This window comes from Achromobacter sp. RTa, assembly GCF_000757485.1.
GTDB lineage: Bacteria > Pseudomonadota > Gammaproteobacteria > Burkholderiales > Burkholderiaceae_B > Achromobacter.
This window is the reverse complement of the sequence record NZ_JPYO01000043.1, coordinates 203,839-228,073: the sequence shown is the minus strand read 5'-3', so window position 1 is coordinate 228,073 and position 24,235 is coordinate 203,839. Positions and strand designations below refer to the sequence as shown.

The 24,235-nt window shown below is 67.2% G+C and carries 20 protein-coding genes; 6 read left to right on the top strand and 14 right to left on the bottom strand.

Annotated features, from left to right (window positions below):
* Positions 1-62: 62 nt before the first annotated feature.
* Entirely contained in the window at positions 63-1,262 is a 1,200-nt protein-coding gene (locus JL37_RS23995) for an ABC transporter substrate-binding protein (protein ID WP_043547455.1), read from the bottom strand.
* A 318-nt stretch (positions 1,263-1,580) separates the two neighbouring features.
* Between JL37_RS23995 and JL37_RS23990 the strand changes: the two genes are divergently transcribed.
* Complete coding sequence (locus JL37_RS23990; RefSeq protein ID WP_043547454.1) at positions 1,581-2,417, top strand: FadR/GntR family transcriptional regulator; 837 nt, start codon at positions 1,581-1,583, stop codon at positions 2,415-2,417.
* A 43-nt stretch (positions 2,418-2,460) separates the two neighbouring features.
* On the opposite strand, the gene JL37_RS23985 is transcribed toward JL37_RS23990, so the two are convergent.
* From JL37_RS23985 to JL37_RS23975, 3 genes are read right to left on the bottom strand one after another with little or no spacing between them, the layout of a single operon-like run.
* Entirely contained in the window at positions 2,461-3,447 is a 987-nt protein-coding gene (locus JL37_RS23985; RefSeq protein WP_043547453.1) for a tripartite tricarboxylate transporter substrate binding protein, read from the bottom strand.
* A gap of 47 nt (positions 3,448-3,494) precedes the next feature.
* Entirely contained in the window at positions 3,495-4,997 is a 1,503-nt protein-coding gene (locus JL37_RS23980) for an AMP-binding protein (RefSeq protein WP_043547452.1), read from the bottom strand.
* Positions 4,994-5,881 (bottom strand): SDR family oxidoreductase, encoded by an 888-nt coding sequence (locus JL37_RS23975; protein WP_043547543.1) that lies wholly within the window; start codon positions 5,879-5,881, stop codon positions 4,994-4,996. The genes JL37_RS23980 and JL37_RS23975 overlap by 4 nt, the downstream gene beginning before the upstream one ends.
* A 148-nt stretch (positions 5,882-6,029) precedes the next feature.
* Between JL37_RS23975 and JL37_RS23970 the strand changes: the two genes are divergently transcribed.
* Entirely contained in the window at positions 6,030-6,959 is a 930-nt protein-coding gene (locus tag JL37_RS23970) for a LysR family transcriptional regulator (protein ID WP_081955188.1), read from the top strand.
* Between the two features lie 344 nt (positions 6,960-7,303).
* Positions 7,304-10,009, top strand: coding sequence for an aconitate hydratase AcnA (acnA, locus tag JL37_RS23965; RefSeq protein WP_043547451.1), 2,706 nt, complete (start codon positions 7,304-7,306; stop codon positions 10,007-10,009).
* 283 nt (positions 10,010-10,292) lie between these two features.
* Here the strand turns inward: acnA and JL37_RS23960 are convergent, their stop codons facing one another.
* Positions 10,293-11,069, bottom strand: coding sequence for a class III extradiol ring-cleavage dioxygenase (locus JL37_RS23960; protein ID WP_043547450.1), 777 nt, complete (start codon positions 11,067-11,069; stop codon positions 10,293-10,295).
* 208 nt (positions 11,070-11,277) lie between these two features.
* Between JL37_RS23960 and JL37_RS23955 the strand changes: the two genes are divergently transcribed.
* The 3 genes from JL37_RS23955 (at position 11,278) to efp (ending at position 14,317) form a co-directional block, all read left to right on the top strand.
* The gene (locus JL37_RS23955; RefSeq protein WP_043547449.1) at positions 11,278-12,480 is read left to right on the top strand and encodes a DUF2863 family protein; all 1,203 of its coding nucleotides are present in this window, start codon (positions 11,278-11,280) and stop codon (positions 12,478-12,480) included.
* Between the two features lie 6 nt (positions 12,481-12,486).
* Complete coding sequence (gene earP / locus JL37_RS23950) at positions 12,487-13,599, top strand: elongation factor P maturation arginine rhamnosyltransferase EarP (RefSeq protein ID WP_043547448.1); 1,113 nt, start codon at positions 12,487-12,489, stop codon at positions 13,597-13,599.
* 157 nt (positions 13,600-13,756) lie between these two features.
* Positions 13,757-14,317 carry an elongation factor P gene (efp, locus tag JL37_RS23945; RefSeq protein WP_043547446.1) on the top strand — a complete coding sequence of 187 codons (561 nt, stop codon included), beginning with the start codon at positions 13,757-13,759 and terminating at the stop codon, positions 14,315-14,317.
* 357 nt (positions 14,318-14,674) lie between these two features.
* Here efp and JL37_RS23940 read toward each other — a convergent pair whose 3' ends face one another.
* The 9 genes from JL37_RS23940 to JL37_RS23900 form a co-directional block, all read right to left on the bottom strand.
* On the bottom strand, positions 14,675-15,133 hold the full coding sequence (locus JL37_RS23940) for a DUF1178 family protein (protein WP_043547444.1): 459 nt from the start codon (positions 15,131-15,133) through the stop codon (positions 14,675-14,677).
* A gap of 65 nt (positions 15,134-15,198) precedes the next feature.
* Positions 15,199-15,909 (bottom strand): DUF2968 domain-containing protein, encoded by a 711-nt coding sequence (locus tag JL37_RS23935; protein WP_043547443.1) that lies wholly within the window; start codon positions 15,907-15,909, stop codon positions 15,199-15,201.
* A 116-nt stretch (positions 15,910-16,025) separates the two neighbouring features.
* A complete protein-coding gene (locus tag JL37_RS23930) occupies positions 16,026-17,423 on the bottom strand; it encodes a sigma 54-interacting transcriptional regulator (protein ID WP_043547541.1) in 1,398 nt (465 codons plus the stop codon).
* Between the two features lie 49 nt (positions 17,424-17,472).
* The gene (locus JL37_RS23925; protein WP_043547442.1) at positions 17,473-19,584 is read right to left on the bottom strand and encodes a TadG family pilus assembly protein; all 2,112 of its coding nucleotides are present in this window, start codon (positions 19,582-19,584) and stop codon (positions 17,473-17,475) included.
* A gap of 25 nt (positions 19,585-19,609) precedes the next feature.
* Positions 19,610-20,038, bottom strand: a complete 429-nt coding sequence (locus tag JL37_RS23920) for a DUF3613 domain-containing protein (protein ID WP_043547441.1) — start codon at positions 20,036-20,038, stop codon at positions 19,610-19,612.
* A gap of 22 nt (positions 20,039-20,060) precedes the next feature.
* The gene (locus JL37_RS23915; RefSeq protein ID WP_043547540.1) at positions 20,061-20,921 is read right to left on the bottom strand and encodes a tetratricopeptide repeat protein; all 861 of its coding nucleotides are present in this window, start codon (positions 20,919-20,921) and stop codon (positions 20,061-20,063) included.
* Between the two features lie 11 nt (positions 20,922-20,932).
* Positions 20,933-21,934 carry a type II secretion system F family protein gene (locus JL37_RS23910; RefSeq protein ID WP_043547440.1) on the bottom strand — a complete coding sequence of 334 codons (1,002 nt, stop codon included), beginning with the start codon at positions 21,932-21,934 and terminating at the stop codon, positions 20,933-20,935.
* Between the two features lie 10 nt (positions 21,935-21,944).
* Positions 21,945-22,871 (bottom strand): type II secretion system F family protein, encoded by a 927-nt coding sequence (locus JL37_RS23905; RefSeq protein ID WP_043547439.1) that lies wholly within the window; start codon positions 22,869-22,871, stop codon positions 21,945-21,947.
* Positions 22,871-24,229, bottom strand: coding sequence for a CpaF family protein (locus tag JL37_RS23900; protein WP_043547438.1), 1,359 nt, complete (start codon positions 24,227-24,229; stop codon positions 22,871-22,873). Before JL37_RS23900 ends, JL37_RS23905 begins: the two co-directional genes overlap by 1 nt.
* Positions 24,230-24,235 lie beyond the last annotated feature (6 nt).

Here is a 24,235-nt window from a genome sequence, read left to right as displayed (position 1 = left end):
GGCCGCGGGATGCCCGGCCCGCGCGGACGGCAGGCGCGCCCGCGGGGCCGGCCTCGAGGACGCTAGAGCTTGCAGCCGGTTTCCGCGGGCGGCAGGAAGGAGCGGCCGCTATGCACGATCTCGGCATAGTCGTCCTTGTCCTTCATGTCTTTCTTGGCCCGCCCCTTGAGCAGGTAATAGTTCTTCAGGACCTGGTGGTCTTCCTTGCGGATTTCCTCCGCCCCCGTCAGCCCCTGGTACGCCATGCCCTCCATCACGGCCACCACCTTGGCGGGATCGGCGCTGCCGGCCTTGACGATGGCGTCCAGCATGATGCGGGTGCAGATATAGGATCCCGCCAGGCTGTAGTTCGGATTGGCGCGGGTCTTTTCCTGGGACAGCTTCACCAGCTCCTTGTTGAGCGGAGAATCGATGCCGTGCCAGTACTGCGCGCCGAAATACACGCCCTCGCACAGATCCGCGCCCAGGCTTTCGAACTGTTCCAGGCCGGACGCCCAGGCCACCAGGATGGTGCAGTTCTGCTTCATGCCGAAACTGACCGCCTGGCGCAGCGTGTCGGACGACTGCGAACCGAAGTTCAGGATCAGCAGCACGTCGGGCTTGGCGGCCATCGCATTGGTGAGGTAGCCGCTGAATTCCTTTTCGGTCAGCGAGTGGTAGCTGTTGCCGACGTGCTCGATGCCCTTTTCCTTGAAGATCGCCTTGGCCGCGTTCAGCAGGCCGTCGCCGAATACGTACTGCGGCGTGATGGTGTACCAGCGCTTGGCGTTGGGCAGTTTCTCGAGCAAGGGGCGCACCGTCTGCTCGATGGCGCCGAACGTGGGCACCGACCAGCGGAACGTGGCCTTGTTGCAATCCTTGCCGGTGATTTCGTCGGCGCCCGCGGTAGTGATGAATACGCCGCCCGCGCGCTCGACTTCCTTGCCCATGGCCAGGGCTTCCGACGACAGGATGCCGCCGGCGAAGAACTTCACGCCCTTCTGCTGCGAAATTTCCTGCACCTTGCGCACGGCCGTGGCCGGCTTGCCCTCGGTGTCCAGCACGGTATAGGCCAGCGGGCGGTCCAGCGCGCGGCCGTATTGCTCAAGCGCCAGTTTCATGCCCAGGTCCGCGAATTTGCCGTTGGCGGCAAAGGCGCCCGACATGGGCACTGGACACCCGAACTGGATGGCGTCCGCCTGGGCCAGCGCGGACCGGGCGGTCCACAAGGATCCGGGTACCGCGCTCAGCGCGGCGAGTTTCAGCAGGTTGCGGCGATTCAAGATGGTTCTCCCTGGCTGCCGCTGGCGGCGCCGCGGCATATTGACGATGTCGAGCGCGCACCATGCGCGTCCCCATTCCGACTCTGTCTGCTCCAAGCTCCCGTGCCAGGCCTGCCGCCCGTGGGCGTGCTGGCAAGTCCTGGCGCTTCATGCCTATACCGTGACTTCCATCCTATTTATCATGATAAATAGGATTATTATCATGATCAGTTTGGCGAACCGGCTCTGTCAATAGCGGGCGCATCAGGTATAACCCGGGGTCCGCGGAGAACGGCCCGGGCAAGTTCCGCGCACACCACGCAGCAACGGAGGAACGCAATGGCGTTCAACAGTCAGGACCTACAAGCCGCGGGCGCATCGAGTCCGCCCAAGCGCAGCGATCTGGTCGCCGAGGAGATCAAGCGGCTGATCACGGCCAAGAACCTGCTGCCCGGCGACAAGCTGCCGCGCGAAAGCGAACTGCAAAGCATGTTTTCGGTCAGCAAGAGCACCATGCGCGAAGCGCTCAAGTCGCTGGAGGTGCAGGGGCTGGTGAAGGTCAGCACCGGCCCGGGCGGCGGCGGCACGGTGGTCGAGGTGCCCCTGGACCGCACCTTCCAGCTGATGCAGAACTACCTGTTCTTCAAGGAGGTGCGGATCGAGGACATCTACCAGGTCCGCAAGCTCCTGGAGCCCGAACTCGCCGCCAGCGCCGTGCCGTTCCTGACGGAGGCGCATTTCGCCGCGCTGGAGCAGAACATCGCCTGCTGCGATCCCTCGGCCGAAGATATCGAGGACCCGCTGGCCCAGCGCCAGGAAGAGATGAACTTCCACGACATTTTCGCGGCGGCCTGCCCCAACCCGTTCCTGCGGTTCAGCTGCGAAATGACCAACGAGATGATCCGGCAGTTGACCGTCTTCGACAACGAAATGCCGCTGGCGGAACAGCAGCGCTTCGGCAGCGCGAACACCGGCTTCCACCGCCAGATCCTGGCTGCGGCGCGGGAGCGCGACGTCGAAAAGGTGCGCGCGCTGATGAGCGAGCACATGCAGGACGCGATGCGTTCGGTAAAGCGCATGCACGGCAAGCTCGAAGGCAGGCTGATCCTGGATTCCGAGATCTCGCGGCGCAACGTCACGCGCAAGGCGCGCCGCGGCGGCGCCAGAAAGGCCTGACCGCGGGCCGCCGGGCGGCGCGCAGCGCCCCGCCGCTTGCGCCTCAGTCCAGCTTGATGTGATTGGCCTCGATCACGGCGCTCCAGCGTTGGCGGTCTTCCTGCACATAGGCATCGATCTCTTCCTGGCCGCGCGGCGCCTGGGTCACCAGGCCCAGGGGTTCGAAGCGGGCGCGGAACGCCGGGTCCTTCAGCACCTTGTCCAGCGCCGCCTGCAAGCGCTGCGCCTCGGCCCGCGGCACGGCGCGCGGCGCGGCCAGGCCGAACCAGGTGGCGGCGCGGAATCCCGGAAAACCGCTTTCCGCCACGGTCGGCACGTCCGGCAGTACGGCCAGCCGCTCGCCGGTCGTGACGGCCAGCGCCTTGATCTTGCGTTCCCTCACCAGCGGCAGCGACGTGCTGACCACGTCCACCATGAGTTGCGTGTCGTTGCCCATCAGCGAGGTAAGCGCCGGCGCGCTGCCGTTGTACGGGATATGCGCCACGTCCATGCCCGTGCGCGATTTCAGCAGTTCGGTCGCCAACTGCAGCGGATTGCCTATGCCCACGGAGGCGTAGTTCAGCTTGCCGGGCCGCGCCTTGGCATAGGCGACGAACTCGGCCAGCGTGGCCGCCGGCACCTCGTTGTTCGCCACCACCACCAGCGGCAATTCGGCCGCGATTCCGAGCACGCGGAAGTCGCGCGCGGCGTCATAGGCGATGCGTTGATAGAGCATGGGATTGAGCACCATGCTGGCGTTGCTGGCGAGGAAAACCGTGTAGCCGTCCGGCGCCGACCTGGCCACCTGGGTCGCCGCGACCATGGTGTTGGCGCCAGGCTTGTTCTCGACCACCACGGGTTGCCCCAGGTCGCGCGACATGCCTTCGGCCAGCACGCGCGACAACTGGTCCGCGGAACCTCCCGGCGTGTAGGGCACGACCAGTTTGACCGGCCTGTCCGGAAAGGCCGCCAGCGCGGCGGGCGGAGCCGCGAGCGCGACGATCGCCGCGGTCGCGATGCGACGCAGCCTGAGGTTCAGCCTGATTGCCATGCTTGTCTCCCTTGTGGGTGTTGTTATGGCGACGATGCGCCGCCCTGCTATACCTGGCGCTGCCTGCCCGCCCAGAATTCGGCGCGCAGCCTGCGCTTGGCGATCTTGCCGTTGTCGTCGCGCGGCAGTTCGGCGCGCAGTTGCAGTTCGCGCGGCACCTTGTAGCGCGCGATCCTTTGCGCCAGCCATTGCGTCAGCGCCTCGGGCTCGGGCGAAGCGTCCGCCGCAGGCTGCACCAGCGCCATCAGCCGCTCGCCGTATTCGTCGTCGGGCACGCCGAACACCGCGCAATCCGCCACGCCGGGATACTGCATCAGCTGATGCTCGACCTCGGCGGGATAGATATTCACCCCGCCCGAGATCACCAGGTCCGATTCGCGGTCGCACACGTACAGATAGCCGTCCGCGTCCAGATAGCCCAGGTCGCCCAGGCCGATGAGCCCGTCCTTCTCCACGTCGGCGCGGGCCTGCGGGTTGTTGCGATAGGTGAAGTCCGCATAGGCGGGCTGGCGCACGTGGATCCGCCCCACCTCGCCCACCGCGCAGGGGGCTCCGTCCTCGGCATAGATCCTGACCTGCGCGCCGCCGATGGGCCGGCCGGCGCTGCCCGGGCGGGCGAGCGCCTCATGCGAATCGATGACCGTGACCATGCCCGCCTCGCTCGAGGCATAGGTTTCATGGATGACGGGGCCCAGCCATTCGATCATGGCGCGCTTGATCTCCGGCGCGCAGGGCGCGCCGGTCGACGCCACGAAGCGCAGCGACGACAGGTCGTGCGCGGCGCGCGTGGCGGCGTCCAGCTTCAAGAGGCGCACGTACATGATGGGCACCAGGTACACCGTATCGATGCGATGCGCCTCGATCAGGCGCAGGACCTCCACGGGGTCGAACCTGTCGGTCAGTACAAAGGTCTCGCAGACCCGCAGGGCCACCTGCGCGAATACGCTGGGCGCGCTGTGGTAGATCGGCGCGGGCAGCAAGGCGCGCGCTCCCGCTCGCAGGCCGTAGGCCGCCTCCACCACGGCTTCGACCTGTTCCAGGTGGCGCGCCAGGTGTTCCAGCGGGAACGGCGCGCGCACCACGCCCTTGGGCCGGCCGGTGGTGCCGGAGGTATAGGCCATGTGTCCGCGCGGCGCCACGCGCGGACCGTCGTAGGGCTGCTGGCGGTCGCGCCAGGCGTCGTAGTCCGCATGGCCGGCGCGCTCTGCGCCGGCGCCGGCCAGCAGCACGGGCAGGCTCGCGGGCAGCGCATCGCGCAGCGGCAGCCACAGGTCGGCGTGGGCGATTAGCAGGCGCGCGCCGCTGTCTTCGACGAGGAACGCCACTTCGGCGCCGGTGAAATGCCAGTTGATCGGGCAGTAGTAGCAGCCCAGCCGCTTGCAGGCCTGGATGATCTCCAGATAAGGCAGGCCGTTGCGCAGCAGCACGGCGATCACGTCGCCCTCCCGCACGCCCATCGCCGCCAGGCCGGCGGCGACCTGCTCGCCGCGCGCGGCCAGCGCCGCGCCCGACAGGCGCTCGCCGCCCGCGTGGATCGTGCCGCCCGTCATGCCGCCCCCGTGCTGCGCTGCGCCTTGTCCTGCGCGGTACGCGCTTCGATGGCCTGGCGCGCGGCGGCCCAGTCTGCGTCGCTCCATTCGGCGTACTGCTTGAAGTAGGCGCCGTTGGCCAGATAGTCGCCGCCATCCAGCGCGATGGTCTGGCCGTTGATCCAGTCGTAGCCCGGGCTCAGCAGGAAGGCGGCCAGCTCGCCGATGTCATGCCCGGTGCCCAACCGGCGCATCGGGTTCTGCAGCGTCTGGGCGTCGGCGCCCGTGTCCTTCGGCCGCAGCCGCGCGCTGGCTCCTTCGGTCGGGATCACGCCCGGCGCGATGGCGTTCAGGCGGATGCCGTGGCGGCCCCATTCGATAGCCAGGGACTTGGTCATGGCGTCTATGCCGGCCTTGGACATGGCCGAGGGCACCACGAAGGGCGAACCGGTCCAGACCCAGGTCACCACGATGGACAGCACCGCCCCGCCCCTGCCCTGCGCGATCCAGCGCTTGCCCACGGCCTGGGTCGTGTAGAAAGTGCCGCGGAACACCGTATCGGCAATGGCGTTGAAACCGCGCGGCGAGAGCTTCTCGGTGGGGCTGATGAAATTGCCCGCGGCGTTGTTGATCAGGCCGGTCAGCGGGCCATGCCCGGCCCAGATGGCGTCGACGGCGGCGTCCACGGCCTGGGCATCGCGGATATCCACCGCCTGGACATGGACCTCCGCGCCATAGCGCTCGCGCAGCCTGGCGGCGGCCTCTTCCAGCACGGCGACGCGGCGCCCCCACAGGTGCAGCGAAGCTCCCAGCGCGGCCAGCCGTTCGGCCATCGCGTAGCCCAGCCCGGTGCCGCCGCCCGTGACGAGGATGCGCTGGCCATGGAACAGATCGGCTCGGAACATGGTTTGCGGGGCGGTCCCGCTGGACTGGTTTTGGGGCATGGCCTGGTCTCCTGTTTGGTGGAGGCCAGAATATCAATCACCGCCAGGCCGCGACAATCCCGCATATTGCGTAAACTATGTTTCCTCACAGTCAGCAATAGGACCGCGCATGCCCGCCCCGCCCGCGCTGGACCTCAACCTGATACAGCTGTTCGTCACCATCGTCGATGCAGGCACCTTGAGCGAAGCGGCGGTGCGGCACGGAGTGACCCGTTCGCACGTAAGCCGCAACCTGCAGAAGCTGGAACGCGCTTTCGGCGCCCAGCTCATCCGCCGCAGCACCCGGCGGCTGGAGCTGACGCAGCAAGGCTCGGTGCTGTACGAACACGGCGCGCGCATGGCGCGCGAGGTCAAATCCGCCCGCCACGCCCTGCAGAAACTCGGCTCCGAGCCCGCGGGCCATGTCCGGCTGAGCATTCCCACCGGGCTGGGGGAGCTGGACCAATTGCGCCCGCTGCTGGTGAGCTTCGCCCTGCGCCATCCTGCGCTGACGCTACGCGTGCTGTTCTCGAACCGGGTAAGCGACCTGATTTCGTCGGAAATAGACGTGGCGCTGCGGGTCATGACGACGCCGCCGCAGGATTACGTGGCGCGCGCGCTCGGCGAGGTCAAATGGGTACTGTGCGCGGCCCCCTCGTATCTGCAGCAGTTCGGCCCGCCCGCCCATCCGCGCGATCTCGGCCGCCTGCACTTCCTGGGCCCGCCCGACCCCAGGCCCCAGGTCACGCTGCGCCTGCGCCGCAAGGACCAGTTGCACGAGGCCAAGCTCGCCCCCCGCCTGCAGTCCGAGTACTTCCCGTTCCTGGCGCAGGCCGCGCGCGCCGGCGCGGGCGTGGCGCTGCTGCCGGCCTACGTGGTGCATGAAGACCTCGCCACGGGACGGCTGACGCCGGTGCTGCCGGCCTACCAGGCCATGGGTCCGGGCGACAAACTGTTCATCCTGACCACGCCCAATCCCTATCCCTCGACCGCGCAGCGCGCGGTGGTGGATTTCCTGCGCACCGAGCTGACCGTGCTGCTACGGAATTTTCTTGCGTAGGATGGACGTAGCGCGAAAGACCCGGGGAAAGACCCCGCCGGCAATCGCGCACAACCCATCGACGGCGCCATGGCTCCAGGCCAGCCGCAACATCCGCGTAGGACTTTCTTGATAAAAGAGGCTTGCGACGCGCGCACGCCTCGGCCAGAGTATCGGTTTGGACAGTCGGCCCGGCCGACTGCCGCCCGCCCCTGATCGCAGTAGGGGAACTTTGACCGCCCGTCCAAGTCTTATATAAGATATAAGACATACGGCCGCGCAGACGCCAGTCTCACATAGAATGACAAATGCGCGAAAACGCCAGAAAATGCCGGCTTCAACCGGGCAAAACCACGGAGTCCATCATGCCGCACAACACCCTAGACACCCTCAAGAACTTCAAGATCGGCAATAAATCCTGTCAGTACTATTCGCTGCCGGCGCTGGGCAAGTCCCTAGGCATCGATGTGCAGCGGCTCCCGGTTTCGATCCGCATCGTTCTGGAATCGGTGCTGCGCAACTGCGACGGCAAGAAGGTCACCGAAGAACACGTCAAGCAGCTGGCCAACTGGCAGGCCAACGCCCGCCGCGAAGACGAGATTCCCTTTGTGGTCGCCCGGGTGGTGCTGCAGGACTTCACCGGCGTGCCTCTCCTGGCCGACATCGCCGCCATGCGCTCCGTGGCCGACAAGATGGGCAAGAGCCCCAAGAGCATCGAGCCCCTGGTGCCGGTGGACCTGGTGGTGGACCACTCGGTCATGATCGACTACTTCGGCACCAAGAACGCGCTGGACCTGAACATGAAGCTGGAATTCAAGCGCAACCAGGAGCGCTACCAGTTCATGAAGTGGGGCATGCAGGCCTTCGACACCTTCGGCGTCGTGCCTCCGGGCTTCGGCATCGTTCACCAGGTGAACCTGGAGTACCTGGCCCGCGGCGTGCACCACGACAAGAAAAACAACGTCTACTACCCCGACTCGCTGGTGGGCACCGACAGCCACACCACCATGATCAACGGCATCGGCGTGGTGGGCTGGGGCGTGGGCGGCATCGAGGCGGAAGCCGGCATGTTGGGCCAGCCCGTCTACTTCCTCACGCCCGACGTGGTCGGGGTGGAGTTGAAGGGCAAGCTGCGCGGCGGCGTCACGGCCACCGACCTGGTCCTGACCATCACCGAAATGCTGCGCCGTGAAAAAGTGGTGGGCAAGTTCGTCGAATTCTGCGGCGAAGGCACCGCCAGCCTGTCCGTGGCCGAACGCGCCACCATCGGCAACATGGCGCCTGAATACGGCGCCACCATGGGCTTCTTCCCGGTCGACGAGCGCACCATCGACTACTTCCGCGGCACCGGCCGCACCGAAGAGGAAATCGCCGCCTTCGAAGCCTATTTCAAGGCCCAGAAGATGTTCGGCGTGCCCAAGGCCCGCGACATCAATTTCACCAAGCTGCTGACGCTGGACCTGTCCACCGTCGCGCCGTCGCTGGCGGGCCCGAAGCGTCCGCAGGACCGCATCGAAATCGGCAACGTGAAGAACACCTTCATCGACCTGTACTCCAAGCCGATCGCCGAGAACGGCTTCAACCAGCCGGCCGAAAAACTGGAGCAAACCTTCACCACCAGCGCCGGCACCAAGGTCAAGAACGGCGACATCCTGATCGCCGCCATCACGTCCTGCACCAACACGTCCAACCCCAGCGTGCTGCTGGCGGCCGGCCTGCTGGCCAAGAAGGCCGTGGAAGCCGGCCTGACCGTGCCCAAGCACATCAAGACCTCGCTGGCCCCCGGATCCCGCGTGGTCACCGAATACCTGACCAAGACCGGCCTGCTGCCCTATCTGGAGAAGCTCGGCTTCGACGTCGCCGCCTATGGCTGCACGACCTGCATCGGCAACGCCGGCGACCTGACCCCGGACCTGAACGACGCCATCACCAGCAATGACCTGATCTGCTCGGCCGTGCTGTCGGGCAACCGCAACTTCGAGGCCCGCATCCACCCGAACATCAAGGCCAACTTCCTGGCCTCGCCGCCCCTGGTCGTGGCCTACGCCCTGGCCGGCACCGTCACGCGCGACCTGATGACCGAACCCGTGGGCCGCGGCAAGAACGGCGACGTGTGGCTGGGCGACATCTGGCCGACCACCGAGGAAGTCGAGTCGCTGCTGAAGTACGCCCTGGATCCCAAGGCCTTCGAGGCGAACTACGGCCAGGTCAAGAGCAACCCGGGCAAGCTCTGGGAGAACATCAAGGGCGTCAAGGGCGACACCTACAACTGGCCGGACTCCACCTACATCGCCGAGCCGCCCTTCTTCGAGGGCTTCGGCATGACGCCGGCGGCGATGCCCACCGTCAAGGGCGCCCGCGCGCTGGGCGTGTTCGGCGATTCCGTCACCACCGACCACATCTCGCCGGCCGGCTCCATCAAGGAAACCTCGCCCGCGGGCAAGTGGCTGAAGGAAAACGGCGTCATGAAGGCCGACTTCAACAGCTACGGTTCGCGCCGCGGCAACCACGAGATCATGATGCGCGGCACTTTCGCCAACGTGCGCATCAAGAACCTCATGATCCCGGCCCTGCCCGACGGCAGCCGCTTCGAGGGCGGCGAAACCCTGTTCCAGCCCACCGGCGAACAGATGTCCATCTATGACGCGGCCATGAAGTACGTCTCGGCCGGCACGCCCACCGTGGTGTTCGGCGGCGAAGAGTACGGCACCGGCTCATCGCGCGACTGGGCGGCCAAGGGCACCCAGCTGCTGGGCGTGAAGGCCGTGATCACCCGCAGCTTCGAACGCATCCACCGCAGCAACCTGGTGGGCATGGGCGTGCTGCCCCTGCAGTTCAAGGGCTCGGACAGCGTGCAGTCGCTGGGTATCACGGGCGAAGAGACCTACGACATCTCGGGCCTGGAAAACGGCATCAAGCCCATGCAGGACGTCACCCTGACGATCACCCGCAAGGACGGTTCCAAGCAGGACGTCACGGTGCTGCTGCGCATCGACACCCCGATCGAGGTCGATTACTACCAGCACGGCGGGATCCTGCCGTTCGTGCTGCGGCAGCTGCTGGCCGCCTGATCGGGTTCGCCCGAAAGAAAGCCCCGGAGCCTTGGGTTCCGGGGCTTTTTTTGCCTGGATCGCGCCCTGGGGCCTGATATGCGTCTGACAGGTTCATTTCCCGGGCCGCGAGCCACGGCAGGGGCCTGGGCCGCGAGGGCGGCCTTTTGGGGCTTGCGCGACGTCTTGCGGCGGCGGGCGGCGCTCCGCAGCTCGCCCGCATGGCGAGATTGCGCGCAGTGTCTGGCACCCGTACGAGACGCTCGCCCGGGGTGCCTGACACCACGCTCAGCGCGCCGCCCGCTCATTCATCAAACACATACGCGTCCATCGCCAGGGCCCCGTACGAAACCTCGTCCGTCAGCCGGGTGGCCACCGGCCCGCCTGCCCCCAGGGCGACGTAGAGCGGCATCAGGTGATCGTCGTGCGGGTGCGCCTGCGCCGCGCCCGGCGCCTGGGCCTGCCAGTCCAGCAACGCGGGCACATCGCGCGCCGCCAGCTTGCTGGCATACCAATCCTGGAAAGCCGGCACATACGGCAGCGCGGGCGCATTCTGGGGCATGCGGACATGGCGCAGGTTGTGGGTCAGCGAGCCCGAGCCGATGACCAGGATATCCTCGTCGCGCAGCGGCGCGAGCGCGCGGCCCAGCGCCAGCTGCCCGGCGGCGTCGCGCCCCATGTCCAGCGACAGCTGCACCACCGGTACGTCCGCCTCCGGATAGAGGTAGCGCAACGGCACCCAGGCGCCATGATCCAGCGGGCGGCGGGGATCCTGCTCGGCGGCGATTCCCGACCCGGCAAGCAGCGCCTGCACGCGGGACGCGAGCGCGGGCGAGCCGGGCGCTCCGTACTGCAAGGCATAGAGCTCCTGCGGAAAGCCGCCAAAATCATGCCAGGCCACCTGGCGGTCCCGGGTGGACAGCGCCAGCCCCTCGCCCATCCAGTGGGGCGAAACCACCAGCACGCCCTTGGGCTTGCGGCCCTGCGCAGCGCTCCAGCCCGCCAGGGCCGGGCCTGTCAGGCCCGGCTCGACGGCCAGCATGGGGGAACCGTGGGAAACGAAAAGCGTGGGCCAGCGCATGGCGGGGCCTCCTGAAATGGGTCGATGAAAGCATTTTCCGCCGTTTCACTTCAGCAATAAACCACTTACAAGGGGATGATATGTTGCTGTTTCGGCATCAATCCGGCCTGAAGCCCGGCTGGCGCGCGAGCCGGCGCCCGGCCGCTACGGCCTGCCCGGCGGGCGTTAAACTATCGCGTTGCACACTTTCTGGACGTTCTCCGAAGTTATGGCCCGATCCCGCAGCCAATCCGCTCCCCGCATGACCCGCGACGCCTCCCGGCTGGTCGCGCTGGCCCAGGCGCTCAACCGCTCGGGCAGCCGCCTGGAAGACGTGTTCTGGGAGACCCAGCTTGGCGAAGCGATCCCCAAGCTGCTCAAGGCAGGGCAGGACGCGCCTCTCGAGGCGGCCCTGGACCATCTTGCGCAAAGCGACGTGGGCGCTTACGAAGTCTTGATCGAACAGGCGGAAACCCTGTCCGAATCGATGAAGATCGAAAAGAACGGTGTCCGCCACGACGTCCTGCTGATCGTGGCGCCCATCGTCGCCTGGACGCGCTACGCCATCCCCACCGGCCCGATTTCCGCCAGCGCGCAGCAGGCCCTGCTGGCGCAGCTGCACGGGCACGTCCTGTCCAGCAAGGCCCGCAGCGCGCTGATGCCGGTCCTGGTCAGCGTGGACCAGATGCCCCGCACCTTCTCCGAAACCTGGCAATGGCTGCAGCGCCTGGGCACGCAGGCGCTGGGCGCCGAAACCACCAAGCCCGCGCTAAATACCGAAGTCGAGACGGCCAACATGCTGGCCGACACCCGCTACATCGTGGCGGCCGTGGCGGTGCCCGAAAACGAGCCGATCTTCCGCTGGCAGGAACAGCTGGGCGAAGCCGAGGCCAGCCGCGACGCCAGCCAGGAACAATGGGCGGCCCAGGCCCAGCCCACGCTGGCCACCCTGCTGCCCGGCTGCGGCTTCGAAGCCCTGCTGCCCGACGCCTATTACGTCAGCAACCGCGAGGCGGACCGGCGAGTGCGACCGCTGTCGCTGCGCGCGGCGGTCAGCTGGCTGGAGGGAGCCGTCAGCCTCGAAGCCTCGCAGTTGCGCGCGGTGGTGGCGGGCTGCGGCGAAAACCGGGTCGACGAATACCGCGTCGGCTTCACGGCGCGCAACAGCAACGACGTCTACTACGGCTGCGTGTGGCCGCTGTACGGCCGCGAGGAAGACCTGCCCGCGGACGAAGGCCAGCCCGATGTCATCGACGAGATCGCCGCGCTGCTGAAGGAATACGGCGTCACGGAAGTGCGCCGCATCCCCGGCGTGCTGCCGCCCGAGTACTGCGAGGACTGCGGCGCGCCCTACTTCCCGAACCCGCTGGGCGAACTGGTGCACGCCGAACTGCCCGAGGACGCGGAAGCCTCGCCGGCCAAGTTCCACTAGGCCGCCATGCAAGCGGACATCTTCTGCCGCGTCGTCGACAACTACGGCGACATAGGTGTCTGCTGGCGTCTCGCCCGCCGCCTGGCGCATGGCCGCGGCTGGGATGTGCGCCTGTGGGTCGACGATCTGGCCAGCTTCGCCCGCATCCAGCCGGGCGTCGTTCCCGGCATGGCCAGCCAGCGGCTGGCCGGCATCCACATCGTGCACTGGACCGCCTCGCCGGATCCCGGTCTGGCGGCCCGGGACGTGGTGATCGAGGCCTTCGCCTGCGACCCTCCCGAAACCTTCCTGGACAGCATGCGCCGCGAACACCCGGCGTGGGTCAACCTGGAATACCTCAGCGCCGAGCCCTGGGTGGAAAGCTGCCACGGCCTGCCGTCGCAGCGGCCCGACGGGCTGGTCAAGCATTTCTTCTTTCCCGGCTTCACCCCCGCCACCGGCGGCCTGCTGCGCGAACCCGGCCTGTCGGCAGAACGGGACGCCCTGCAGGCATCGGCGGATGCCCAGGCCGCCTTCCTGCGCTCGCTGGGCGTGGGGCGGGAATTGCTCCAGCGCCGCCGCGACGGAGCCCGCACGGTGTCCCTTTTTTGCTATCCGTCCGCCCCCGTGGCGGATCTGGTTTCCGCCCTGTCGGCCGATCCGCGCCCCAGCGTGCTGCTGGCGCCCGAAGGCGTCGCGCCCGGGCTGGAAGCCGCCTGCTCGGCCCCGGGCGCGCCTTTGCTGGCGCGGCTGCCCTTCGTGGCGCAACCCGATTTCGACCGGCTGCTCTGGTGCTGCGACCTGAATTTCGTGCGGGGCGAGGATTCTTTCGTCCGCGCCGCCTGGGCTGCGCGCCCGCTGGTCTGGCAGATCTATCCGCAGGACGAAAACGTCCACCTGGAAAAACTGGACGCCTGGCTGGCCCGCTACCCGGCCCCGGAATCCGCCCAGGCCCTCATCCGGGCATGGAACCAGCCCGGCACCGGCCTGGCGGCCGGCGCGCTGGCCGCGGCCCTGGCTCCAGGGGCCTGGGATGCCTGGGCGGCCGCTGCCCTGGAATGGGACGCTAGCCAGGCGGCCAGACCCGATCTCGCCGAAAATCTGGCCGATTTCTGCGCAGAGTTGGCCAAGAAACGTTAGAATAGAGAGTTTTCCGAGCGCCCTGTATTCTGTCGGGCCTCAAACCATGACGCCTCCCGGGGTGTGCACTAAGCCGAAAACACTGGCCATTTCCGGCCAATGCGTCGCGGCTTTCTGCTAGCACGGCGAGTGCACCTATCACCCCGGAGTTTTATCGATGAAAACCGCTCAGGAATTGCGAGTCGGCAACGTGGCCATGGTCGGCAAGGATCCCCTCGTGGTCCAGAAGGCCGAATACAACAAGTCCGGCCGCAACGCCGCCGTCGTCAAGCTGAAGTTCAAGAACCTGCTGACCGGCGCCGCCAGCGAATCGGTCTACAAGGCCGACGAAAAGTTCGAAGTCGTCCAGCTCGACCGCAAGGAGTGCACCTACTCCTACTTCGGCGACCCGATGTACGTCTTCATGGACGAAGAGTACAACCAGTACGAAATCGAAGCCGACAGCATGGGCGACGCCCTGAACTACCTGGAAGAAGCGATGCCCGTGGAAGTGGTCTTCTACGACGGCCGCGCCATCTCGGTGGAACTGCCCACGACCATCGTCCGCGAAATCACCTACACCGAACCCGCCGTGCGTGGCGATACCTCGGGCAAGGTGACGAAGCCGGCCAAGATCAACACCGGCTACGAACTGAACGTGCCGCTGTTCTGCGCCATCGGCGACAAGATCGAAATCGACACCCGCACGAACGAATACCGCAGCCGCGTCAACAACTGATCGGCATCGGTTTCAAAAAAACCAGACTCTCGGGTCTGGTTTTTTTTCGCCTTGCGCCCCAGCTCTTGGTTTTCGCGCGAGGGCGTTGCCGGCTCTTTAGACGCCGTGCGCCGCGGGGACCTGGGGTGTGGGAAATGTACGCTCGATGCCGGGCTCTCAAAATAGATCGCCTATTTAACACCCTTCGCTAGAATCGCCGCGCCGCCGCCGGGCCGCCCCAAGGCGGCGCAGCCCCCCCGGGGGCAGCAAACACGCGCAGCGTGTGCGGCGTGGGGGCTCACCCTTGCCGCCCCAAGGCGGCGCAGCCCCCTCGGGGGGCAGCAAACACGCGCAGCGTGTGCGGCGTGGGGGCCCACCCTACTGCAGGCGTTCGTCGTCCAGGAAATCCGGCACTGCCATGACGTCGATGCCGTCCTCGGCCAGCGAGGCGCGTTCTTCGGGGGTGGCCGTGCCGCGGATCGGACGGTCGTCGGCGTCGCCTTCGTGGATGCGGCGCGCCTCTTCGGCGAAGCGCGGCCCGACGTTTTCGGTGTTGCGCAGCAGGGCGCGGACCTGGCGCATGACGACAGCCTGCACCGCCGCCATCTTCTCCGCCTCGGTGGCATGGGCCGGCACGGCGGGCTGGGCGGCCGGCGCGTGCAGGTGAGCGACGTTCAGGCGCGGCGCCGACAGGCGCTTGGTGATGGTGGCCGAGCCGCACACGGGGCACGTGACGAGGCCACGCGCCTGCTGCGCGTCGTAATCTTCGTGCGAACCGAACCAGCCTTCGAAAATGTGGCTGTGTTCGCACTGGAGGTCGAAAACTTTCAGTGCCATGGCATTTATATGGGGTGCAACAGCCAGAATACAAGAAAGCGCCCCAGGCTGGCGGTTTTGCCCCCTTACTTTGCGCGCTTCTGGACCGGCGTGTTCTCCACCTGCGCCTGTTGCGCCTGCAAGACGTCGATCTGGCGCTGCATATCACGCAGCTGCTGGCGCACGTCCTTGCCCTGATCGGCCAGCGCCGTGGCTTCCCGGCGCGACTGTTCCTGGCGCGCCGCCACCTGTTCTTCCTGCTGCAGCCGCAAGGCGCGATCCGCCTGCAAGGCGCTCAATTCGGCGCTGCGGCTGGCCAGCTGTTTTTCTGCGTGCGCGTATTCCGCCTGCAGCTTGATCCGCTTGATGTCCACTTCGGCCAGCTCGGCCGACTGGCTGGCGAAGGCGCGGTAGGTCGCCTCCGCCTGCTTTTCCGACTTCGTCTTCAACACGCGCCAGAAATCCTTTTGCTGGAACAAGGCGACGTAGTATGTCAGCTCGTCGGGTTTGAACAGCAGGCTGGCGCCATAGGTGCCGTTGTAGGCCGTGCGCAGCTCCGAGACCTGCCGGTTCTGGATCAGGCCCTGCAATTCGGACACTGTGGAGGACGGCCGCGCGATGGGCGCCGGCGCTGCCGCGGGCGGCGTCACGGGCGTGGACTCCGCTTGCTTGTCTTCCACTTGCTGGACCGTGGGCCGCGGCGCCTCGGGCTGCGCGACCGCGCAAGCAGCAAGGCCGGACAAGGCGGAGCCCAACAGCGCCATGCGTGCGGCGCCACGAATAAAGTGGACGTTCATGCCTACCCCAAAAAAATTGTTGCGAAACTATAGCAATTTATTTCGCCCGGAGCGGATATGCCTGCCTCCGCCGCGAGCCCGATCGTCGCCCCAAAGAGGCATTCCCTATTGCGCGCTCACGAAGCCTCCACGATGCCTTCCGCGGCTTCGCCCTGCCCCGCTCCGAGATTCAGCTTGCGCATCTTTTCCCACAGCACCTTGCGGCTGATGCCAAGCGTATTGGCGGTGTCCTGCCGCCGCCAGCCATTGACGTCCAGCGCGGCCAGGATGCGGGCGCGCTCGGCGCGCTCCGCGTCGGTGAATACGGGTTGTTCGCACGGCGAGACGCCCGCGCCGAAGGCCCGTCCGGCGATCGGCGCGGCAAGCTGGTCGAATATCCGCTCGATGCGCGGCGGGTCCCAGGATTTCATTTGCCGCCTCACGATCGCCACCCGCTCCGCCACATTGGACAGTTCGCGAACGTTGCCGGCGAAGCGCGTGCGCGACACCCGGTCCAGCAACCACGCCGGCGGCTCGTCCTCGCCGCCCAGCCGCTCCAGCAAGGCTCGGAAGATCGCGGCCTTCTCGGCGCCGCCGCGCTCCTCCAGGTTGGGAATGCGCAACTCTATGACCGCCAGCCGGTAGTACAGGTCAGGCCGGAACTCCTCCTGTCCCACCAGCGCTCGCAGATCCTTGTTGGTGGCGGCGACCAGCCGGAAATCCACCGGCACCTCCACCGTCGAGCCCAGCCGCGTCACGGCGCTCTGCTCAAGTACCCGCAGCAATTTCACCTGCTGATAGAGCGGCAGGTCGCCGATCTCGTCCAGGAACAGCGTGCCGCCATTGGCCTGCTCGAAGTAGCCCTTGTGCGCGCCGACGGCGCCGGTGAACGCGCCTTTGGCGTGGCCGAAGAAATGCGCCTCGAACAGGCCTTCGGGAATGGCGCCGCAATTGACTGCTACGAACGGCCCGTCCGCCCAGGCCGCGCGCTCGTGCAGCAAGCGCGCGACGCGCTCCTTGCCCACGCCGGTCTCACCATGGATCAGCACGTTGCTGCGGCAATCCGCGAACAGGTCGGCCTCGGCCAGCAGGTTGCGCATCGGCTCGGACACGGCGACGAGCGGCTGCTCGCGCCTGGGCGCTTCGCGCTTGAGGTGGTCCAGAGTGCCCATCAGCTCGAGCAGCAGCTTGCGCAGGTCCGAGGCCGTAAACGATAGGGGCAGGGTGTAGGAATATTCGGGCGGGTAATAGCGCGGATCGCGCCCGCGCGCCTCGGACGCCACCCAGATGATGGGCAGCCCCTGCGCTGCGAGCCAGTCGTAGCCGCTGAAGCGCGTGTCGCCCATGACGGTAACGGACACCAGAGCCACGGCGGGCCGCCCCGGATCGCGTGGCGGCGGGAATGCCGTGCCGGCGTCCGCGCGCAACAGCGAGACGTCCATGCCTGCCAGACAGCGCTCCGCCCGGCTGGCGATATCGGACGTGCCTTCCCATACGTACAGGTCGAATTCGTCGCGAGTTAATTTCCGGCTCATGGCATGGACCATGCGGACAAGGAAAAGGCAAAGGTCTTGGCATTCATCATCAGTACACCAGGCGGGGCCGGCCGCAATCCACTGAGATCAGGGAAACGTCGGTCTGGCCCAGGCTCAGGCCCAACAGGTTGAGCAATTGCTGCAGCACGCCGGACAGCATGTCCAGCAAGGGCGACAGCAGCGAAATGACTATCGACAGGACACCGCCCAATTGCCCGCCGTCGTTCAACGCCAGCGCGGCCACGGAGTCGATGCGGCACTGCCGGATCGCGCCCGGGCCGAATATCCCGCCCACGCCGCATACCAGATCGTTGACCGGCGCGACGAGCAAAGTGGTCAGCGCATTACCCACCACTTGCAGGGTCCCGCCCAGCACGCCCGCCAGGCCGCCGGTCGACATGCGCTGCCCGAGCTGGTCCATCGCGTTCTTGGACCACTTCAGGTTCTGGAACACCTCCGACACGGATTTGCCCGGATCCGACCCTCCGCCGCCCACCAGGTCCTTGGCGAGGGACTTGCGCTGCTCGTCGGTCAGTGGCGTGCCGTTGTTCGTCAGGTCGCCCAGGATGCCGGCGACGAGCGCGTCCGACAGGTTGGACGCAAGTCCGGCCAGGTCGATCGACGAGGCGTTCACCGTGGCCGTGGCCTGCGGCGACGGCGGCTCCGTCAAGGTGACGGGGACCGGCTCCGGCGACTCGAAGGCCGGCAACGTGGCCCTGGCGTTCAGCGGCAGGATGCCCAGCACATTCAGCACCTGAAAGCGCTGCACGGCATCGAACGCCCCGGGCTCGCAGCGGTTGCTCACCGAAAGAAAATTGTCCTGGATCTTGTCCGTGGCGGATTCCATGCCCTGGAACCGGCCCAGGCACACACTCGCCACGGACGAAGTCACGTCGATGGTGGCTTGCGCCTCCGTCAGCGGTGCTGCGCAGAGCTTGGCGAGAGTGCCTGTGGACTGCCCCACGTCGATGATGATGGGCAGGTCAACCACCGTGTTCAGGGTATTGGCCAGCAACGGGCCCACCAACGGGATATTCGCGGTCGTGACGCGCAGGTATACGCGGATTCCGGCGCTGGTCGCCTGCGTGCCCACGCCGCCGATGGCCACGGAGGGCGGTTCGACGACGCGCACCCGCGCGTCTATGCCCAGCAGCGGCGCATTCAGTCCCAGGTCGATCAGGTTTTCACCATTGGCGACCACCAGTGCCGTCTCCAGGATGTTGCGGGCATTGACGTTGGCCTGCAGGGCGGAATTGGCGCCCGCGCCTTCGACCGACAGATCCAGCACGCCGCCATCGCCGAATAGCTTGACGGGCAGGTTCAGCGGCATTACCTCCAGCGCGGTATTGATGGCGTTCGTCAGCAGCCCTACGTCGGCGCTGGCGGTGCCCATGCCGTCCAGGATGCTCAGCGTGGCGTTGAGCAACTGGCCCAAGGTCAGGTTCTCGATGGCGGCCAGCTGTTCGGGCGTGCCGATGCCGGAGGCGACCGACAGCGGCAGGCCCAATGCCCGCAGCAGCCCTGCCGGAGTAATGTCGACGCTGGCCAGCCCGGCCGCGTCCAGCACGTCCAGCTGCCCCGGCGAAGCGCCCACCGTGGCCAGCAACCGGGACAGCAGGCCGCCGCGCTCCAGGCGCAGCAGGCGGCTTCCCACCGAGAAGGCCGCGACGGGCTTCGTATTGGCGGCCACGGCGGTGGTCGAGACCATGGAGCCGCCGCTCTCGCCCCCGAACCTTGGAATGATGCTGCTCAATTGCTTGCGCACGGTCACGCGCACGGCATTGAACGCCTCGCCGCCGGCCGCGTCGAATACGTGCATGCCCGACGCGTCGCTGCGGCTGGAATCCCAGACCTTGCACTCTACGGCGACGTCTGCATCCTCGAAGGTATCGACGAGATCAGGGATATTGCGCAGCGCCGACACGCGGCCCGCGGTAACGGCCCGCGCACAGTCCGCGGCGCCTCCCATGCCCAGCACCTGGACCGCCGATAGCGCGGCGAGGTCTGCGCCCTTCTGCATCTCGCGCTTCATATAGAAGCTGTACGCCAGCTGCGCCGCGCCCAGCAGCACCAGCCCCACCAGCACTGCGAACACGACGGCCACGGTAACGCTGCCGCGCTGGCGCGGCAACGAAGCGGGAGGCAGGAAAAAAGCGGGCATAGTGGCGGCTCGAATCGATCCGGCGTCAGCGGGTGTTCTTGGTTTCGACGCGCTTCTGCATCCATTCAGGAATGGGATGCTTGAAGCTGTCCAGGTAGCGGTTCCACGCTGCGGTGGACACGGGACCGAGGATGGGCAGCGCGCCGCCCGCCCTGCGGCCATCGGCCTGCGCGGCCAACAGGCCCCGCGTCACGTCGCCGAAGCCCTCCGGCGCCGCAGCCTGGGATGCCTGCGGCGCGGCCGGCGCCTCCGCGGGCATCGGCGTGGATACCTGCTGCACCACGGGCCGCTCCGGCAACGCGGTCGGAGCAGGCGCAGGCGCCGTCGGCGCGGCATTGCCGCCCGACATGCCGCCGGTCAACGGCGCGTTGGATTGGGCGTGGCTGGCGGGAGCCGCCAGCCCGGCGAATGCCGCGGCCAGGGAAAACGAGGCGAAGAAGCGCGTGAGGGACATGGAAGATTTCCTGAACACGAAGTCAGCGTACGATGGGCCCGTTGCCCAGGCCCTCCATCAAGGGGCTCATCATCGGCATGACGGAACCGGCGCCATCCGATACGCGGGTGGCGGGCAGCATGCCGGCAGGAGGCGGCGCGGGCGCAATCTGGCCGCGGATTTCGGAGGCCAGCCGCAATACCTGCGCACGCGCCTCCTCGCCCAGCAACGCCTGGTCCATGAGGCGCCGCGCCTTGGCCGGATCGCCCTCCACCAGCAGCAGAACCGCCATGTTGGCCAGGACCCTGCCATTCTCGGGCGCCAGTTCCGCGGCCTGTCCGAGCGGCACGCGCGCGCCGTTCAAATCGCCGGCCCGCAGCCTCGCGTAGCCCAGGTCGCCGAGGATCCGCGCGTTCATCGGCGCCAGCCTCGCCGCTTTCGCGAAGTCGTCGGCCGCCTGGTCGAACTGCCCCCGGCCGCCCGCGATCAGGCCCAGGCCGTGCCATCCCTCCGCCGCCTGGTCCCCGTGAGTGAGCGCGCGGTAGGCCTGCTCGCTCGACGCCGTCTGCCCCGTCTGGCGCAAGGCGTCCGCGCGCATGACGGCCACGCGGCTATCGCTGCCGAACTTCTGCTGGTAGGCGTCGATGTAGGCCAGCGATGCGAAATAGCGCTCCTGCCGCTGCGCCTCGGCGATCATCGACAGCATCATGTCCGGTTCGCGGGCGCGGTTGCGGCCCTGGGCCTCGTCCTCTTTCTGACGCGCCAGCGCCTGTTCCTGCTGCTGTTGCTGGATGAGCTGCCACGCAGACTCCGCGCCATTCGTCTTGCATCCGGCCAAGCCCGCGAGCGCAGACGCCGAAGCTGCCGCGAGAGCCCAGCGCAACGCGCCCTGCCGCCTTTCCATTGCGCCCGCCATCATGTTCCCCCCATGCGCGACAACGCGCGTATCACCGCGATGAATCCTGCGCCGCCGGTGATGATCAGCAGCGCGGGCAACAAGGTCACGATCATGACGCCCGTCATCTTGACCGTGGTCTTGCCCACCTTCTCTTTCAGTTCCAGCCGCCGCGATTCGCGCAGCCGCTCGCCGAAGCGGTTCAGGGGTTCCTGCACCGCGCCGCCGTGCTGGTCGACTTGCGCGATCAGACGACAGATCGCCGAGAGATCATCGTTGTCGAAGCCCGTCGCGAGCCTGGCCAGCGATTGTTCGCGCGTGCGGCCGCGCACATAGAGCTCGGAGGCCAGACGCAGTTCCTGCGACAGCACCGGCAGGACCTGGCCGAACTCCGTCACCAGCACCTGGATGCTCTGGTCGATGGACAGCCCCACGCCCTGCAGCAGGCGCAGCAGGTCGATAAGCAATGGCAATTCATCGGCCGCCATGCGGCGGCGGCGCGCCACCCGGCGGCGCACGATCCACTTCGGCAACAGGTAGCCGACGGCGAATCCGAAGAAGACCGCGACGAACGTTCCCACCCAGGAGTCGACATAGCGGTAGCGCAGGCCCGCCGCGACGGCAACGACCGGCAGCAAAAGGGCCAGGCCGAAACGGAGGGCGGCGAAGCGTGATCTTGCGACGCCCGCGTCGGCGTAGCCCGCCATGTCCACCAGCTTGCGATCTTCGGCGGCCAGCAAGGTGTCGGCCAGCCGGCCCTCGCTCAGCCGCTTGCCGAAGGAATCGGCCGCGCGCGCGGCCGCCGCGAACCTGCCCTGCCCATCCTCGGCTGACAGCGGTGCCGCAGCAGCGCCTCCCATCTGGCGCGCGGCCAGGGCCTGGTCCACGATCCGTAGGCTTCTGCTCTGCCCGCGCAGGCGCCGCAGAATGCCCATGCCCAGCACCAGCATCCCCGCAGCGATGAGCAGCAGCGCCATCGCCAGTACTGTGGATGCGTTCCAGGATCGCAGTATGTCCATCATGCGCCCCCCGCTAAATGGATTTGGCCATGCGGTACAGCCAATAGCTGCCGCCGATCTGCAGGGCCACGGCCGCCGCCAGCATCCTGAAGCCCGCGGGATCGTGCCACAAGCCCATGAAGAGATCGTTGTTCCCGACGATGATGAAACCCGCGATTCCCACCGGCAGCAACGCGAGGATCCACGCCGACAGGCGGACTTCCGCAGAACTTGCCGACAGCTCGTTGCGCGCCTGGGCCACGTCGCGCATGAACGCGGCCATGCGCTCCAGCACCTGGTCGCTGCGCCCGCCGAAGCGCATCGCCAGCGACACGACGGCAGAGATCATGTACAGCTCCTTCAGCCCATACAGGCGGGATACGTGCGCGAGCGCGGCGTCCAGTTCCTTTGCCGAACGGCTCAGGCTGGCGGCCGTTTCCATCGCCTCGCGCAAAGGCTCGTCGGTGTTGCCCGCAGCCGTCTGGAACGCCGAGCCCATGCTGTTGCCGATGGTGACGAGACGAACGATGTTGTCCAGGAACGCGGGCAGCTGCGAGATCATCCTGCGCCGGCGCTTGTCTGCCCGCAGCCACAGCAGGAAATATTCCAGCACGGCCGTCAGCACGAGAGTCACCGCGCCGGACATGCTTCCCAGCAATAGCCACGCCAATGTCGCGCAGCCCAGGGGAGGCAACGCGAGACGCACGTAAAGCCCCGCGCTTTGGCGCACGCCGGCCAACAGCAATAGACGGTCCCAGCCCAGAAAGCCGCTGCGCATCGCCCGCGCGCCGGTTGCAAACGGCTCGCTCCCGGCGCGCGCCTCGCGCCCCCGGCCAAGCTGGTTATCAAGAAAGGCCGAGCTCGCCGCTCGGCGCGCTCCCTTGCTGGCATGGCGCCATAGCAGGACGGCTCCGATGGCCAGCACCGCCGCCAGACCCGCGAGCGCAAGAGCTTGGCTCATCAGCGCCTCCGGCTCCAGAACCCACCACCGCCGCCATCGGCATCGCCCGGCGCGGCCTCGCTGGCGCGAGCCTCGTTGCGCATCCTGGCGAGCTTGGGCGAGTGAGGGTGGATGCCCAGCCACTTCCAATGGTCTTTTTCCTCTCCTTCGGGCGCCATGAACGTCTCGTGGCGATAGAGCTCCTGCGTGGAAATCACGTTGTCGCCCATGCCCGTGACCTCGGTCACAGACAGCACGCGACGCTTGCCGTTGGACAGCCGCCCGATCTGCACGATGAAATCCAGCGCGCTGGCGATCTGCCTGCGCAGGCTGTCCTCGCTGCCCTGAAAGCCGGCAAAGCCCGCCAGCATCTCGATCCGGTACAGGCACTCGCGCGGAGAGTTCGCATGAATGGTGGCCATCGACCCTTCGTGCCCCGTGTTCATCGCCTGCAACATGTCCATGACTTCCGCTCCGCGCACCTCCCCGACCACGACCCGGTCCGGCCGCATCCGCAGGCTGTTGCGGATCAACTCCCGGATGGTGACCGCGCCGCTGCCGTCGAAGCCGCCCTGGCGGGACTCCAGCCGCACCACGTGCGGATGGTTGAGCGAGAGCTCCGCGGTGTCTTCGACCGTCACCACGCGCTCCGCCTCGGGAATGAAAAAAGCCAGCGCGTTCAGCAGCGAGGTCTTGCCGGAACTCGTGCCGCCCGACACCAGGATGTTGCAGCGGTGCTTTACCGCCTCGTGCAGCAGACGGTAGATCTCTTCATCGAAGGTGCCCAGGGTCAGCAGGTCGGCCGGCTTGAGCGGATCCTGGCGGAACTTGCGGATCGAGACCATGGGGCCGTCGACGGCCAGCGGCTCGATCACGACATTCAGGCGGCCGCCATCGGGCAGGCGCGCATCCACCATGGGGCTGGATTCGTCCAGGCGGCGGCCGATCGGCGCGAGGATGCGGCGCACGATGCGCAGCACGTGCTGGTTGTCCGTGAACCGCAGGGTTTCGCGGGCCAGCACGCCCTGGCGCGACACGAACACATTGTCAAAACCGTTGATGAGGATGTCCTCCACGGCCGGATCCTCCAACAGATCCTCCAGCGGCCCCAAGCCCGCGAGCTCCTTGGTCAGGGCCTCGGCGATCTGCCGCATCTCCCCTTCGTTGATCGGCACCCTTCGCAGCCGCACGAAACTCGCGACCTCGATGTCCACGAACTCCTGGATCGCGGAACGTGCCCACCGGCCGAACTCTGCGCCCAGTTCCTCGATCCGGGAAAGCAGGTGCTCGTACGCCGCCGTCTTCACTTCCTGGAAACGGTTCGACGCCGAAAAGCCCTTGTCGCCGTCGCCGAACTCTACCGTCGTTGTCATGATCATGTCGGA

Bases quoted from the DNA above. Each gene is read 5' to 3' on its own strand.
- JL37_RS23990 (WP_043547454.1), top strand. From the start codon at position 1,581: ATGGCGTTCAACAGTCAGGACCTACAAGCCGCGGGCGCATCGAGTCCG.
- JL37_RS23985 (WP_043547453.1), bottom strand. From the start codon at position 3,447: ATGGCAATCAGGCTGAACCTCAGGCTGCGTCGCATCGCGACCGCGGCG.
- JL37_RS23980 (WP_043547452.1), bottom strand. From the start codon at position 4,997: ATGACGGGCGGCACGATCCACGCGGGCGGCGAGCGCCTGTCGGGCGCG.
- JL37_RS23975 (WP_043547543.1), bottom strand. From the start codon at position 5,881: ATGTTCCGAGCCGATCTGTTCCATGGCCAGCGCATCCTCGTCACGGGC.
- JL37_RS23970 (WP_081955188.1), top strand. From the start codon at position 6,030: ATGCCCGCCCCGCCCGCGCTGGACCTCAACCTGATACAGCTGTTCGTC.
- acnA (WP_043547451.1), top strand. From the start codon at position 7,304: ATGCCGCACAACACCCTAGACACCCTCAAGAACTTCAAGATCGGCAAT.
- JL37_RS23960 (WP_043547450.1), bottom strand. From the start codon at position 11,069: ATGCGCTGGCCCACGCTTTTCGTTTCCCACGGTTCCCCCATGCTGGCC.
- JL37_RS23955 (WP_043547449.1), top strand. From the start codon at position 11,278: ATGGCCCGATCCCGCAGCCAATCCGCTCCCCGCATGACCCGCGACGCC.
- earP (WP_043547448.1), top strand. From the start codon at position 12,487: ATGCAAGCGGACATCTTCTGCCGCGTCGTCGACAACTACGGCGACATA.
- efp (WP_043547446.1), top strand. From the start codon at position 13,757: ATGAAAACCGCTCAGGAATTGCGAGTCGGCAACGTGGCCATGGTCGGC.
- JL37_RS23940 (WP_043547444.1), bottom strand. From the start codon at position 15,133: ATGGCACTGAAAGTTTTCGACCTCCAGTGCGAACACAGCCACATTTTC.
- JL37_RS23935 (WP_043547443.1), bottom strand. From the start codon at position 15,909: ATGAACGTCCACTTTATTCGTGGCGCCGCACGCATGGCGCTGTTGGGC.
- JL37_RS23930 (WP_043547541.1), bottom strand. From the start codon at position 17,423: ATGAGCCGGAAATTAACTCGCGACGAATTCGACCTGTACGTATGGGAA.
- JL37_RS23925 (WP_043547442.1), bottom strand. From the start codon at position 19,584: ATGCCCGCTTTTTTCCTGCCTCCCGCTTCGTTGCCGCGCCAGCGCGGC.
- JL37_RS23920 (WP_043547441.1), bottom strand. From the start codon at position 20,038: ATGTCCCTCACGCGCTTCTTCGCCTCGTTTTCCCTGGCCGCGGCATTC.
- JL37_RS23915 (WP_043547540.1), bottom strand. From the start codon at position 20,921: ATGGAAAGGCGGCAGGGCGCGTTGCGCTGGGCTCTCGCGGCAGCTTCG.
- JL37_RS23910 (WP_043547440.1), bottom strand. From the start codon at position 21,934: ATGATGGACATACTGCGATCCTGGAACGCATCCACAGTACTGGCGATG.
- JL37_RS23905 (WP_043547439.1), bottom strand. From the start codon at position 22,871: ATGAGCCAAGCTCTTGCGCTCGCGGGTCTGGCGGCGGTGCTGGCCATC.
- JL37_RS23900 (WP_043547438.1), bottom strand. From the start codon at position 24,229: ATGATCATGACAACGACGGTAGAGTTCGGCGACGGCGACAAGGGCTTT.